General features: G+C 64.9%; 10 protein-coding genes. 6 read left to right on the top strand and 4 right to left on the bottom strand.

What is annotated here, in order from left to right; translation table 11 throughout:
- Window positions 1–21: 21 nt before the first annotated feature.
- The 5 genes from Q0C23_RS00210 to Q0C23_RS00190 are packed head-to-tail and all read left to right on the top strand — an operon-like array spanning window position 22 to window position 7,603.
- Window positions 22–693: a response regulator gene (locus tag Q0C23_RS00210; protein ID WP_291510367.1), complete on the top strand. Its 672-nt coding sequence runs from the start codon at window positions 22–24 to the stop codon at window positions 691–693.
- Window positions 693–2,048, top strand: coding sequence for an ATP-binding protein (locus Q0C23_RS00205; RefSeq protein WP_291510396.1), 1,356 nt, complete (start codon window positions 693–695; stop codon window positions 2,046–2,048). The genes Q0C23_RS00210 and Q0C23_RS00205 overlap by 1 nt, the downstream gene beginning before the upstream one ends.
- A complete protein-coding gene (locus Q0C23_RS00200; RefSeq protein WP_291510366.1) occupies window positions 2,041–3,510 on the top strand; it encodes a TolC family protein in 1,470 nt (489 codons plus the stop codon). The genes Q0C23_RS00205 and Q0C23_RS00200 overlap by 8 nt, the downstream gene beginning before the upstream one ends.
- Window positions 3,507–4,565, top strand: a complete 1,059-nt coding sequence (locus tag Q0C23_RS00195) for an efflux RND transporter periplasmic adaptor subunit (protein ID WP_291510365.1) — start codon at window positions 3,507–3,509, stop codon at window positions 4,563–4,565. The genes Q0C23_RS00200 and Q0C23_RS00195 overlap by 4 nt, the downstream gene beginning before the upstream one ends.
- On the top strand, window positions 4,562–7,603 hold the full coding sequence (locus Q0C23_RS00190) for an efflux RND transporter permease subunit (protein WP_291510364.1): 3,042 nt from the start codon (window positions 4,562–4,564) through the stop codon (window positions 7,601–7,603). Before Q0C23_RS00195 ends, Q0C23_RS00190 begins: the two co-directional genes overlap by 4 nt.
- Here Q0C23_RS00190 and Q0C23_RS00185 read toward each other — a convergent pair.
- From Q0C23_RS00185 to pgi, 4 genes are all read right to left on the bottom strand, one after another.
- Window positions 7,595–7,786 carry a hypothetical protein gene (locus tag Q0C23_RS00185; RefSeq protein WP_291510363.1) on the bottom strand — a complete coding sequence of 64 codons (192 nt, stop codon included), beginning with the start codon at window positions 7,784–7,786 and terminating at the stop codon, window positions 7,595–7,597. The two genes, Q0C23_RS00190 and Q0C23_RS00185, sit on opposite strands and share 9 nt — an antisense overlap.
- Before the next feature lie 10 nt (window positions 7,787–7,796).
- Complete coding sequence (locus tag Q0C23_RS00180; protein ID WP_291510362.1) at window positions 7,797–10,274, bottom strand: penicillin-binding protein 1A; 2,478 nt, start codon at window positions 10,272–10,274, stop codon at window positions 7,797–7,799.
- Between the two features lie 56 nt (window positions 10,275–10,330).
- Window positions 10,331–11,491: a D-alanyl-D-alanine carboxypeptidase family protein gene (locus tag Q0C23_RS00175; protein ID WP_291510361.1), complete on the bottom strand. Its 1,161-nt coding sequence runs from the start codon at window positions 11,489–11,491 to the stop codon at window positions 10,331–10,333.
- 188 nt (window positions 11,492–11,679) lie between these two features.
- The gene (gene pgi, locus Q0C23_RS00170; protein ID WP_291510360.1) at window positions 11,680–13,302 is read right to left on the bottom strand and encodes a glucose-6-phosphate isomerase; all 1,623 of its coding nucleotides are present in this window, start codon (window positions 13,300–13,302) and stop codon (window positions 11,680–11,682) included.
- A 380-nt stretch (window positions 13,303–13,682) separates the two neighbouring features.
- On the opposite strand from pgi, the gene Q0C23_RS00165 reads away from it, so the two are divergent.
- Window positions 13,683–13,863, top strand: a 181-nt coding sequence (locus tag Q0C23_RS00165) for a cytochrome ubiquinol oxidase subunit I (protein WP_291510359.1), incomplete at its 3' end; no start/stop codon positions are given.

Genomic DNA, 13,863 nt, shown 5'->3' with positions numbered 1-13,863 from the left:
TCCATAGGTGGGTGGGAGTTCATGCGGCTTTTGTTGATCGAAGACGATGCCATGTTGGGCGAAGCCTTGGTCATCGCCCTGCGTGAGGGCGGTCACGCCGTCGACTGGCTGCGCAATGCCAGGACGGCGCGGACGGCCCTGAACCCACCCGAACACGAGGTGCTCCTTTTGGATCTGGGCCTTCCCGATGGCGAGGGCCTGGATCTTCTGCGCGATCTGCGCGCCCGCGGCAGTGCCCTGCCCGTCCTCATCCTGAGCGCCCGCGATGCACTGGAAACGCGTATCGAGGGACTGGACAGCGGTGCCGACGACTACCTCGTCAAACCCTTTGCCAGCAGTGAGCTGCTGGCCCGCCTCAGGGTACTGCAGCGGCGTCAAGGCGGCGGTGGCCAGGTCATCCTCAGCAACGGCAAGATTCATCTGGACCCGACAAGCCTGGAGGCCTGGCGGGAAGGTGCCGAGGACCGACGCCAGCATCTGGGACAGCGGGAGTTCGCGCTGCTTTCGACTCTCTTGGCCCGCCCTGGGGTCATCTTCAGCCGCCAGGAGCTGGAAACTCGGCTCTATCCCTGGGGCGAAGAAGTGGAGAGCAACAGCATCGACTTTCTCATCCACAGCCTGCGGCGCAAGCTCGGTGCCGACGCCATCAAAAATATCCGCGGGGCGGGCTGGCTGGTGGAGCGGCGCGCGTGATGGAGCGTCGGCATCGGCGGGCTGGCGCCGACACCGGCGATTTTTCACTGCGTCGCCGCCTGTCCTGGGCGCTCTTCACCTGGATTCTGGGTGCCGGCATCCTGGCGGCGGCAGCGTCTTATCTGCTCGCCTACCGCGATGCTCAGGAAATGCAGGACAGTGCTCTGGCCCAGACGGCCCGCTACGTCTCCCTGGCAGCCGCCTCCACGCCAAGTCCGGAGCGCCTGTACGGTGATATCGACCGGGACAACCGCCTGCTGGTGGAGCGTCTGGGAGACGCGCACGCACCACATCCCTTGCCCGCGTCCCTAGGCTCGGGCTTTCACACCCTCAAGCTGGGAGAGCGCCGTTGGCGGGTATTCGTTCGTCCCGACCCCGAGGGGGGAGGGCTCGCGGTGCTGCAGCCCACCCAACTGCGTGCGGAAGCGGCAGAGGACGGTGCCGAACGCACCCTCTGGCCCTTCCTCATCCTCTTGCCCTTTCTGGTCATGGTATCGCGGCTGTCCGTCAGTCGAGCGCTGGCACCGGTGCAGGAGATGGCCGACTATCTCGAGCGGCAGCCCGCGGAAGCGCCATTGCGCTGGCCGCAGCGACAGGTGCCTCTGGAACTGCGGCCCTTTCTGGACGCCATCTCCAATCTCCTGCAGCGTATCGGTGAGCTGCGTCAACGCGAACGCCGCTTCGTCGCCGATGCCGCCCATCAGCTGCGCACCCCGCTGGCGGCCCTGTCCCTGCAGTTGGATAACGCCCGCAATGCGGAGGACCTCGGTCTGAGTCGCCAGCGTCTGGAACAGGTGGACAAGGGACTCGACCGCGCTCGCCACCTGCTCGACCAATTGCTGAGTCTTGAGCGTCAGGAGTCCCGTGCCTCGGTCTGGCAGACATTTGCGCTCATGCCCCTGCTACACCGTCTGCTTGCGGAACGTGAGCCCATCGCGGCAGAACGGCAGATCGATCTGGGCCTCGAGGCACCCGCGGATCTCTCCATCTACGCCGACCCCATCGCTTTGGAGACACTCTTGGCCAACGCGCTGGACAACGCCTTACAATACGGTCCGCCTGGCAGCCAGGTGACCCTGACGGTGCGTGCGGCAAAGGATAGCCTGGAGTTCGCCGTGGAAGATGAGGGTCCGGGCATTCCTGCAGCGCTCCGTCAGCGGGTCTTCGACCCCTTCTTTCGCCTGCCCGAGAGCCCAGGGGAAGGCAGTGGTCTGGGCCTCGCCATCATCCGTGCCGCCGCGGCGCGTCTGGGCGGCCGCTTGGAGCTGCAGGACGGACCCCATCAGCACGGCCTGCGCCTCCTCTACCGCCACCCCATGAGGTCCGGCAATCCCCCGGAGAATACACATGCCTGAGCGTGTACCCAGCCCCAGCGTCCAAGGCGCCCGTGATCTCGCAGCGCCTGGCATCCGCCCACGCGCCGCGCGGGCGGGTGCCTCGCTGCTGCTCTCCCGAGGCAATGGCCACCGCGCCGCCCTCGGTAGCGGCCTGCTCCCCCTGCTGCTGATGGGCCTCGGCCTCGCCGGCTGCGCCAGCTATACACCCCTGCCCCTGGCCAAGGCCCCCGCCAGTGCGGCGACCTTGCATAAGGAGCTGGCCCAAGCGCTGCCGCAGCTTCCCTTGCGGACCCAGGGAATCGACTTTGCCAAACCCCTGAGCGGCGAAGCCGTCGCCCAGATCGCCGTGCTGCTCAATCCGGATCTGCGGGCTCTGCGCAAGGACAATGGTGTGGCCGAGGCGCAGGTCTTTCAGGCGGGACTCTTGCCGGATCCGCAGATCTCCCTGGCTGCCGATTTTCCCAGCAACGGGGATGGGCAGCTCTTCACTGCCTACAACATCGGCCTGAACTGGAGTATCGGCAGCCTTTTCACGCGGCCGCTGGAACGGCGCGCCGCCGAGGATAACGCCCGCTCGGTGCGCTACCACGTCGCCTGGCAGGAATGGCTGGTAGCCGGTCAGGCACGGCTACAAGCACGCAGCCTCTACTATCTGGAAAAGCAGGAAGGTATCGCCCAGGACGCAGCGCGTCTCACGGGCAGAGTCTGGGAACAGAGTCGGGAGGAGCTGGCGCGCGGCGATCTGGACCTGGCCACCGCCGCCCTGCGACGCGTCGCCTACGTGGACAGCAAGGACCGCGCCCTGGCCCTGGCGCGGCAGGTCACCAAAGCCCGGGAACAACTCCTGCAGACCCTCGGGCTGCCCCCCGACGCGCGCATCGCCCTCGCGCCACCCCAGCTGCACGAAGCCATTCCCTCAGGCGCCGTGTTGGATGCCTTGGCCCAGAAGCAACGTCTGGATCTGGCCGCGCTACGCGCCGGCTACGCCGCCCAGGATGCCCGCCTGCGCCGCGCCATCCTGGGTCAGTACCCGGGTCTGTCCATCGGCCTCACCCGCGCCGCCGATACTTCCAATGTCCAGACCTGGGGGCCCAACGTCAGTCTCAGTCTGCCGCTTTTCAACGCCAATCGGGGAGTGATTGCCGAAGCCGAGGCCACGCGGGCCAAACTGCACGCCGAATACAGCGCGCGCCTCTTCCAGACCCGCGCCGACATCCACGCCCTGGTGGCAGACCTGCACCGTCTGCGGCGCGAGATAGCGCTGCTACGGGAGCAGGTTCCCGCCCTGCAGGCGGAGGCCCAGCGCCTCGGTGCTGCCCTGAACGAGGGCAATGTCACCCTCCTCGATTACGAAACCCTGCGCAGTCAGGCTCTGAGCAAATCCCTGCAATTGGCGTCTCTGGAGCAGAGCTTCGCCGAGCAGGAGGTCGCTTTGGAGCTTGCCGTCGGCTCCCCTTGGTCCACCTGGAAGACGCCATGACCCATCGCCGCCATCGACCCGTCCCGTTTTTATTCCTGTTTCTGGCCCTCGCACCTGTCCTGTTGCTGGGAGTCGCCCCGGAGGTAGCCGCCGAAGTCTCGGCCCAGGTACAGCTGCAGACCGTCAGCGAGCGCGATCTGCACGAGAATCTGCGCGCCTACGGGACGGTGGAATTCGACCCCCAGGGGGCTCAGACCCTGAGCCTGCAGGCCGAGGCCCTCATCCAGCAGGTCTTGGTGGCGCCGGGGCAAGAGATCCACCAAGGTGAGATCCTGTTGCGCCTGAATCCCTCCAGCAACGATCGGCAGATGCTGGAGCAGGCCCGCATCAATCTGCACTTTGCCGAAGAGGACCTGCGCCGCACCGAGTCCCTGCTCTCCCGACAATTGGCCACCAATGCCCAGCTGGCCACGGCTCGCCAGAATCGCGACAAGGCGGCGGCAGACTATCGGGCCCTGGCGACGCGTCTGGCTCCCCTGCAGGGCGGGGTCTTGCGCGCCACGGGCAGCGGTGTCATCACCCAGGTCTTCGCCAAGGCCGGGGACCTCATCCCCGCCGGACAGGCCTTGATGCAGGTACAGAAGGGGCGGCGGATGCGGGTGCTGCTGGGCATCGAAGCAGAGGACCTGGCCGCCGTGCGGGTGGGTGACCCCGTGCGCGTGCGCAGCCTGCAGCGGGGCAGCGCCGTGGTCGCGGGCAAGATCCGGGAGATCTATGCTCAGGTGGACCCGCGCACCCACCTGGCCCAGGCGGTGGTAAGCCTGCCTGCGGACAGTCCCTTCCTGCCCGGCAGCATGGTAGAGGCGGAGATTCGTCTGCACACGGTGCATATGCTGGCCGTGCCCGACAGCGCCGTCCTGCGCCAGGATGGTCGACCCTACGCCTTCATCGCGGTAGACGGCCGGGCGCAGCGGCGCTGGCTCGAGTTGGGCCCGCGGGCGGGCCGCTGGCTGGGCGTGCGGCAAGGCCTGAAGGCCGGCGAACAAGTGGTCACCTTGGGTAATTACGAGCTGCACGAGCACATGCGGCTGCGTACATCGGGTGCGGGCTCATGAGAACGGCGTCCCTTGGCGAGTGGCTCCTCCAGCATCGCCGGTCCCTACTTTTTTTGCTGGTGCTGCTGGTCCTGGGCGGCGCTTTCACCGCTTTGCGCCTGCCCGTCGCGCTCTTTCCGCAGATCACCTTCCCCCGCATCGTGGTCTCCGCCGACAGCGGCAACATGCCCATCGCGGAGACCCAGACGGCCCTGACCCTGCCGCTGGAACAAGCCCTGCGCGGTGTCCCCGGTGTGGAAAAGATCCGCGCCACGACGAGCCGCGGTGCCGCCGAGATCTCCGTCCAGTTCGCCTGGGGCGCGCCCATGAACGAGGCCCTCCTGCAGGCGGAGGCAGCCATCAATCAGGTCTTGCCCAAGCTGCCGCCGGAGACAAGTTTCCATGCTCAGCGCATGGATCCGACGGTGTTCCCGGTGCTGGGCCTTTCCCTCACCTCCCACAGCCTGAGTCCCGTGGAGTTGCGGCACTGGGCCTACTACAGCCTGCGTCCACGCCTCCTGGCCCTGAAAGGCGTAGCCGGGGTCGACGTACAGGGGGGAGCGCAGCGTGAGTATCAGGTAGTGGTGGACCCGATGCGCCTGCAGGCTTACGGCCTGAGCCCCAGCGATGTAGAACGAGCCCTCGCCGAAGGCAACGTCATCACCGCCGTGGGTCGTCTGCAGCGCCACTACCGCCTCTATCAAATCCTCAGCGAGAGCCCGGTGCGCAACGCCAAGGCCATCGCCGCCATCGTCCTCAAAAGCGGCCCCAACGGCGTGGTGAACCTGGGCGATGTCGCACGTATCGAGCCGGGCACCGTGCCTCAGTGGACCACCGTCACCGCCAATGGCCAGAATGCCGTGCTCCTCAATATCCGCCAGCAGATCGGCGGCAATACCGTCGCCATCGACCGTGCCCTGCGCGCGACCCTGGCATCTCCCGATCTACGGGTACCCCCGGGGGTGCGGATCCACACTTGGTACGACCAGAGCCAGCTCATCACCGCCGCCGCCGGCAGCGTTCGGGATGCCATCCTCATCGGCGCCGTGCTGGCTGCCCTGGTGCTTCTCGCCTTCCTGCGCAACCTGCGCCTGACCTTCATCGTTGCCATCACTCTGCCCGCCGTGCTGCTGGCCAGCGTGCTCATGCTTTATGTCTTCCACATGAGCTTCAACATCATGACGCTGGGCGGCATGGCGGCGGCAGTGGGGCTGATCATCGACGATGCCGTGGTGATGCTGGAGCACCTGATGCACCGCTTCAGCGAGGCAGGGCGACCTTTGCCCATCCTGCCGACGGCGCTGGAGCTTGCACGGCCCCTCGCCGGTTCCTCTGCAGCCACGATCGTCATCTTTACGCCCCTGGCCTTCCTCTCCGGAGTTTCCGGCGCCTTTTTCCAGGCACTTGCCATCGCCATCGCCTCGGCCCTGGTGGTGTCCTTTCTGGTGGCTTTCATCGCCGTACCCCTCCTGGCGGAACTCCTGCTGCGCCAGCGCGACGCCGAGGCGGTGGAACACGAGGGGCGCTTCCAGCAGGCGCTGGGGCGTTGGTATCGGCGGACGGTCGGCGCTTTGCTGCAGCGTCCCATACTGCTCCTACCCGCCGTGGGTGTGCTCTTGGCGCTTTCCCTCTTCGCCTACAGTCAGGTGGGCAGCGGCTTCATGCCCCAGATGGACGAGGGCGGATTCGTCCTCGACTATACTGCCCCGCCCGGCACATCTCTGGCCGAGACCGACCGCCTGCTGAATCAGGTTCAGGAGATCCTCGCCCACACCCCGGAGGTGGCGAGCTATTCGCGGCGCACCGGTCTGCAACTGGGCGGTGGACTCACCGAGGCCAACACCGGCGATTTCTTCATCCGACTCAAGGATCACCGACAGCGTGACATCTGGCAGATCATGGCGGCTCTGCGCCAGGAGATCCACGACCGCGTACCCGGTCTGCGCGTGGAGACGGGCCAACTCATGGAGGACCTCATCGGCGATCTCACCGCCGTGCCGCAGCCCATCGAGATCAAGCTCTTCGGCAGCGATCCCAAGGTCCTGGAACGTACGGCACCCAAGGTCGCCGGAGCCATCGCCAAGGTGCCGGGGGTCACGGAGATCTTCGATGGCGTGACGGTGGTGGGGGACGGTGTCGATATCCGCATCGACCCCGTGCGTGCGGCCATCCAGGGCATGTCACCGGGACAGATCACGAGCCAGCTGCAGGTGCTCATGGACGGTAAGGTCGCCAGCCGCATTCCCTTGCCCGAAGAGACCATCGGCATCCGCGTACGTGGCCCTCATGCTCTCTGGCAGCGCATCCACGACCTCGAGCGCCTGCCCATCCTGGCGCCGGACGGCCACTATTTTCAGCTGCGGGACGTCGCCGACATCGGCGTAGCAGCGGGTCAGGCGGAACTGCACTCGGAAAACCTCAAACCCATGGTGGCGGTGACCGCCCGCATCGAGGGACGCAGCCTGGGCAGCACCATGGCCGATGTGAAAAAAGCCATGCACGGCTTGACGCTACCCGCCGGCGTGCAGATCGTCTACGGCGGTCTCTACGCCGAGCAGCAGCGCGCCATGCAACAGCTGGCTCTGGTACTGCTGGCGGCGATTCTCCTGGTAGCTCTGCTCCTACTTTTTCTGTACGAACGCTTTTCCGTGGTCCTGGCCATCCTCGCCACCGATCTGCTGGCCTTGGGGGCTACCTTCATCGGCTTGTGGCTGACGGGCATCGAACGCAACCTGACGGCCATGATCGGCATGACCATGATCGTCGGCATCGTCACCGAAACTGCGATCTTCTACTTCGCCGAACTGCGTAACGATAGTCGCGAAGAACTCGTCCGTGCCGGACAGGTCCGCCTGCGCCCGGTGCTGATGACCGCACTCATCGCCATCCTGGCGCTGCTGCCGCTGGCTCTGGGAATCGGTGCCGGTGCCCAGATGCAGGCGCCCCTGGCCGTCGCCATCATCGCCGGTCTGGTTTTCGAGATCCCGCTGGTACTGCTGGTGATGCCCGCCATCTACGCCGTGCTCGCCCGAATCCTGGGGGAAAAGGTCTCAGCGTGACCGTGACATGACGTGTAAGGGGTGCGGGTCCGGACGATCCGGGACCTGTACCAGCCAGGCGTGAATGAGCACATAGGCGAGCGCGAAGAGCACCAGAACGAGTACAACGGCGAGGAGCTCGCGAGTGCGAGAAGAGACTTTGGGGGGGTGGGGGGAGGAATACTCCCCACGGGGATCGGTCAAGAAAGACCTCCTAGAAGATGTGCATCAAAGCGTGGATGAAGCTGCGCAGCTCCGACCGCCGCTGGGCCTTGGCCGAGGGCGGCAGGTAACCCGCCAGAAAGTAGCCGATCTTGCTGCCACGCTGGGGATCCTTCGCCGACACCAAGGTACCGGTCTTGGGATCGTAGCGGGCCGTCACCACGTCCGGCGGCTGGAAGAAGCCGATGTCCGGATAGGGCGCAAGTGCGGTGTGCATGTAGCGGATCCAGATGGGCAGCGCCTCGCGCGCGCCAGCCGCCCAGGTCCCCATGCTGTGGTTGTCGTCGTAGCCCACCCAGACGGAGGTCGTGATGTCCGGGTTGTAGCCATTGAACCAGGCATTGTCCTCGTGGTTGGTGGTGCCCGTCTTGCCGGCCAGATCGTGACGATGCAGGATCTGCGCGGCCACACCGGTGCCCTCGCGGATCACTCGCTCCATCATGCGGGTGAGCAGATAGGCCACGCCGGGCGGGATGACCGTCTCTTTGGATGGCGGCCGGTAACCCAGGGGACAGTCCAGCAGAGAGACCTGCGTACCGTTGCGCGTCAGGATCTTGCGGATCAGGTAGGGATGGGGCAGGAAGCCACCGCTGGAGAAAACCGCGTAGCCCCGCGCGATCTGCAAGGGCGTGAAGTCGCCGGAACCCAGGACCATGGATGGGCTGGCGGGAATCTGCCTGGCCGGAATACCAAAGCGCTCCACATAGGCGCGCGCATAAGGTATGCCGACATCCATGAGCAACCGGACGCTGGGCACATTGTGGGAATCCGCCAAGTCCTCCCAGATGGGGAAAGGCGTCTTGGAAAAGGTCCGGCTATAGTTGGTGGGCGCGTAGATCTGCCCGTCCGCAAGATGGATGATGAGCGGGGTGTCGGCAATGAGCGATACCGGCGTATAGTAGCCCTTGTGACCGCTGGCCAACAGACTCGGTGCGTCTATGGCCGAGGCATAGACAAAGGGCTTGAAGCCCGAGCCCGGCTGTCGGTAGGCATAGAGAGCGCGATCGAAGTGACTCAGTTCGTAGCTGAAGCCGCCCACCAGGGCAAGGATGCCCCCACTGTGGCTATCGAGGGACACCAGCGCGCCCTGTACGTGCGGAATCTGAGTCAGCTGCCAGCCGCCGTGGGGTACCGGATGCCAGACCTTGCTGCCCCAGACCGGATTGCCTGTACCCGCCGTGGCTGCGGCCACATAGCGGCGCAGCCAGACCAGATCGCCCCGTTGCAGGACCTGATCCACGGCCTGCGGCGCCTGACCGCCGGGAGGCAATCGCACCCAACGCACATCGCGCAGCGTCAGGTGCACGGGTCGTCGTCCCTGCAGAGAGAGCTCCGCACCCCGGGCTGAGGCCCTCACCACCACCGCCCAGCGGAGATTGGCGGGATCGTGCTCTGGCAGCAGGGACGGCCGCTGACCGTGCAGCGCCGCCGTCAGTGCCGCCCCGTGCAGCTGGGCGATGGGGCCATGCCAAGCCTTGGGATCCATGCTGTCCAGCCCCATGGCGTAGTTCTCCAGCCCGATCGCCAGGTCGCGGTCGGCGGCACGCTGATCCGCCGGATCGATACTGGTGTAGACGCGCAGGCCGCTGCGGTAGGTAAAATCGGCACCGAAATGGGACTCCAGCCAGTGACGGATCCAATCGGTGGCATAGGGAGCGACATTGCTCGCGGGAGCATGATAGCGGGCACGGATGGGCATGGCGGTGGCGGCCTGCGCCTGGGCTGGGCTGATGAAGCCAAGCCGGGCCATACGGCGCAGGACGTAATCGCGGCGCGCTTTGGCGGCCGCGGGCGAGGCAATGGGATTGAAGGCCGAGGGCGCTGCCGGCAGGCCCGCCAAGGTTGCCATCTCAGCCAGCGTCAGCTGGTCCACCGATTTGCCATAGTAGGTCCTGGCCGCCGCCTGCACGCCATAGGCGCCTTCACCAAGGTAGATCTTGTTCAGATAGAGATCCAGAATCTGCTGTCGACCGAGGTGCGCCGCCAGCTTATAGGCCAGCAGGATCTGTGCGACCTTGCGCGTCACCGTCTTCTTCGGACTCAGGTAAAAATCCCGGGCCACTTGCTCCGGGATGGTACTGGCTCCCTGCACCGGTGCCAGATGCGTGAGATCGACCCAGGCAGCGCGCGCAATTCCCGGAAAACTGACGGGGTAATAGAGGGGGTTGTGGCTGTAGAAACTGGCATCTTCAGCGGCGATGAAAGCCTCTTGCAGGTGGCGGGGGATCTTCTGCAAAGGCAGGGCATAACGCAACTGCGGACCGATGACCTGCAGTAGCTGACCATTGTCGGCATAGATGCGTAGCGGTTCCTGCGGATGCCAGTCCTCCAACTGATGCACGGCAGGCAGACTCTCCCACAGGCGGTAGGTCCACACACCCAATCCCGCCAAGACCAAGAGGAACAAAGGGACGATGGAGAGCAGGCCCCACAGCAGCCACGGCCGCAGTCTGCGCAAGCGCGGGTGCATCCCTCAGCGCCCTCCCCCAGCCCGCACGCAGCAATACTCCAGGATCGGCACGGATCTCACAGCCAAGCCCGGACACGATGCCAGAGCCGAGTGACCAGGCCGGCGGCGTGCACGGATCGGGCTGCCTGCACGGGTACCGTTTTCAGCAAGCGCCCCTGCCAACGCAGTTCCAGCTGGCCCACCACCTCCTTGGCATGGATGGGCAGGACCAGCCCCGGGCTCGGCACGAACTGGCTGCTCAGTTTGCCCATCCCACCTTGCGGCACGGCTACCTCTACGGCCTTGGGCGTCGTCACCTCGAGGGTTTCGGGGCTCCAGGTCAGGTGGCGTATCTCCCCCACTTGCGCCCCGGCTGCGTAAACGGTGTGTACCCGCCAGCCGTGAAAGCCGTAGTGCAGCATGGCACTGGCATCGCTGCCAGCGGCACTGCGGGAGGCCGCGCCCAGAATCACGGCCACCAGTGTCCGGCCGTCACGGTTGGCGCTCACGGCGAGATCCCAGTGATTGGTGGCCGCAAGCCCTACCCCCAGGCCATTGATGCCTTTCTCCCCGGCCAGAGGGTTATAGTTGTACTGGGTGATGTGGTTGTAGGTGTACTTGGGCTGCCCCGCCACCTGTAGCACCGAAGGATAATGCTCGATCAGGATCCGCGCCAGACGCGCCATGTCCAGGGCGGTACTGCGTTGATCGGGGGCGGGCAGACCGTCCGGATTGGCAAAATGGGTCTGCTTCAGGCCCATTTCGGCGGCGTCGCGGTTCATGAGATCCACGAAACCCGAGATGCTGCCCGCCACAACCTGAGCGATCGCAATGGCGGCGTCGTTGCCACCGTCGATGAGCAGGCCCCGCTCCAATTGTGCCACGGTGACGGGCAGACCTGGCTGGATGAACATCCTTGAGCCCTGGGCGTGCCAGGCGCGATCGGACACCTGCACAGACTGCTCCGGCCGCACCAGGCCTTGGTGCTCGGCCTGCAAGAGCAGATAGGCCGTCATCAGCTTCACCAGCCCCGAGGGGTTGAGGGGCCGGTCGCCGTGCTCGTCCATGAGCACCTGATCGGTCTGCACATCCAACAGCACCGCCGCCTGCACCCCCGAAATCTGCGGAGCAGGCATGGGTGGTGGCGGTGGTGGGCTGGGCAGGGGCGGCACGCCCCCCAGGGCGATCTGTGCGGAAAAAAGCGTGGCAAGGCCCAAAACGGGCAAGGATGGCTTCATGGTTGTGCGGCACATTCGGCTTGTCGGAATGTCCCTTGGAAGGGCGAAGCCGTGCAAAAGTTCCCGGATCACGAGGAGCCAGGGCAGATCCCGGGCGGCCGGTCATCTCGCCGAACCCAGGCTTGTGGCTCCGGAACCTCGCCCCGAGTTCCGTTCCCGAGTTCCGTTCCCGAGGTTTTGCCCGATCCCTAGTTCCGGCGTGCCGCTCGGTAACGGGCGAGGAGTTGTCGGGTGGAACTGTCGTGCGGGTGCTGCGCCTTGCCCTGGATATCGTCCAGGATTCGCAGCGCCAGCACCTTGCCGAGCTCCACGCCCCACTGGTCGAAGGAGTCGATATCCCAGATGGCGCCCTGAGTGAACACGCTGTGCTCGTAGAAGGCCACCAGCACCCCCAGACTGTAGGGCGTCAGCGCATCCAGCAAGAGGACGTTGCTGGGGCGGTTCCCCGGACAGACGCGAAAGGGTATTTGTGCGTCGGGCGCGCCCTCCTGCCGCAACTCCTCGGCCGTCTTACCAAAGGCCAGAGCCTCGGCCTGAGCGATAAGATTGGCCATGAGCAGATCGTGCTGCGCGGCGGAATCGGCCAGTGGTTCCACAAAGCCGATCAGGTCGCAGGGAATGAGACGCGTACCCTGGTGCAGCAACTGGTAAAAGGAATGCTGGCCATCGGTCCCGGGCTCTCCCCAGATGACCATGCCGCTGTCCACCGGCAGGGCTCGGCCGTGCATATCTACGGACTTACCATTGCTCTCCATCTGCAACTGCTGCAGGTAGGCGGGAAAACGGCTGAGATCTTGGGCGTAGGGAAGCACGGCCTGGCTCTGGGCACCGAAGAAATCGTTGTACCAGAGGGAGATGAGGCCATGCAGCACCGGCAGATTCTGCCGCAGCGGCGCGCTGCGGAAGTGCTCGTCCATGGCGTGGAAGCCGGCAAGCATCTCCGTGAAGGCCTCGGCACCTACTGCGATCATGGTGGACAGACCGATGGCCGAATCCATGGAATACCGTCCACCTACCCAATCCCAGAAGCCGAACATGTGCTCGGTGTCCATGCCAAAGGCCCGCACTGCCTCGGTGTTGGTGGATACCGCGACGAAGTGCTGGGCCACGGCTGCCTCACCCAGGGCGCGGACCAGCCACTCCCGAGCTGCCCGAGCGTTGGTCATGGTCTCCAGGGTCGTGAAGGTCTTGGAAGCGACGACGAAGAGGGTTTCCGCCGGATCGAGATCGGCAACGGCCCGCTCCAGCGCCGCTGCATCCACATTGGCGACGAAGCGCAGACCGATCTGCGGGTGGCAAAAACGGCGCAGGGCATGGTAGGCCATTTCCGGACCCAGGTACGAACCGCCGATACCGATATTGATGACCGTCCGGATCCGCTTGCCGCTGGCGCCAAGCCAGCGTCCCTCCCGCACTCGGGTACTGAAGTCCGCCATCCGCTGCAGCACCGCCTGCACCTCGGGGACCACGTCCTTGCCGTCCACCACGCACCGCGCCGAAGGCGGCATGCGCAGGGCCACATGCATCACTGCCCGATCCTCGGTCGCGTTGATGTGCTCCCCGGCGAACATGGCATCGCGCCGCGCGGTGACGCCGCGCTCCTCGGCAAGCTTCAGAAGGCCGGCCAGGACTCTATCATCCAGCCAGTTCTTGGAAAAATCGAAGTACAGCCCGCAGGCCTCGACCCCATAGCGCTCTGCGCGCTGCGGATCTTCGCGGAAGAGATCCTTGAGATGGCGACCGTGCCACGCCGCCGCCTGTCCCCGCAAATCCTGCCAGACGGCAAGGTCCACCAAACTGTGCTGCGTCATGCTTCACCTCTTCCTGCCCCAGGGATGACGCGACCGGCGCTGCCGGACGAGTCTTCTTGAGCTTAGGTGAGGCAAAGCTGAGGGGCAAGAAAAAGTCGGGACGTTGCCTTCATCGAGAGCCTGGAGACACCGGTAAAATAAAACGATGTCGTGGTCTTGATATATGTTTATATTGGGTTATTTGACGTCTGACGGGGCTTTTCAACCAATGCAACGGTGCTTTTGACCACGATACTCCGCCAGAATATCAGCATGTGATGATTTTACAGCCCCTTGCGCTCGGTAAGGATGTGGCACAGCGATTGCTCGTATGGGATCGGGAAGTTTTTGTAGAGCATTCAACTAGCTAAAAGTTAAAAGTAACCTGGGGGGTACCTATCATGATCATTGAAAATAGCCTGCCGGTGCTGCTCAGTCGTCTGGATTTTGCCTGGATCACCACCATGCACATTCTCTGGACGCCACTGACCATCGGTATGTCCTGGCTGCTCTTCGCGTTGGAGATAGCCTGGCTCAAGACCGGTGACGAGCGCTGGTACAAGCTCAATCGCTTTTTCGAGA

The organism is Acidithiobacillus sp., assembly GCF_023256195.1.
In the GTDB taxonomy this organism is placed as follows: domain Bacteria; phylum Pseudomonadota; class Gammaproteobacteria; order Acidithiobacillales; family Acidithiobacillaceae; genus Acidithiobacillus_A.
This window is presented reverse-complemented; position numbering and strand designations above follow the sequence as displayed.

What these genes read in the sequence shown, in the direction of transcription:
- Q0C23_RS00210 (WP_291510367.1), top strand. Translation starts at nt 22, where the DNA reads ATGCGGCTTTTGTTGATCGAAGACGATGCCATGTTGGGCGAAGCCTTG.
- Q0C23_RS00205 (WP_291510396.1), top strand. Translation starts at nt 693, where the DNA reads ATGGAGCGTCGGCATCGGCGGGCTGGCGCCGACACCGGCGATTTTTCA.
- Q0C23_RS00200 (WP_291510366.1), top strand. Translation starts at nt 2,041, where the DNA reads ATGCCTGAGCGTGTACCCAGCCCCAGCGTCCAAGGCGCCCGTGATCTC.
- Q0C23_RS00195 (WP_291510365.1), top strand. Translation starts at nt 3,507, where the DNA reads ATGACCCATCGCCGCCATCGACCCGTCCCGTTTTTATTCCTGTTTCTG.
- Q0C23_RS00190 (WP_291510364.1), top strand. Translation starts at nt 4,562, where the DNA reads ATGAGAACGGCGTCCCTTGGCGAGTGGCTCCTCCAGCATCGCCGGTCC.
- Q0C23_RS00180 (WP_291510362.1), bottom strand. Translation starts at nt 10,274, where the DNA reads ATGCACCCGCGCTTGCGCAGACTGCGGCCGTGGCTGCTGTGGGGCCTG.
- Q0C23_RS00175 (WP_291510361.1), bottom strand. Translation starts at nt 11,491, where the DNA reads ATGAAGCCATCCTTGCCCGTTTTGGGCCTTGCCACGCTTTTTTCCGCA.
- pgi (WP_291510360.1), bottom strand. Translation starts at nt 13,302, where the DNA reads ATGACGCAGCACAGTTTGGTGGACCTTGCCGTCTGGCAGGATTTGCGG.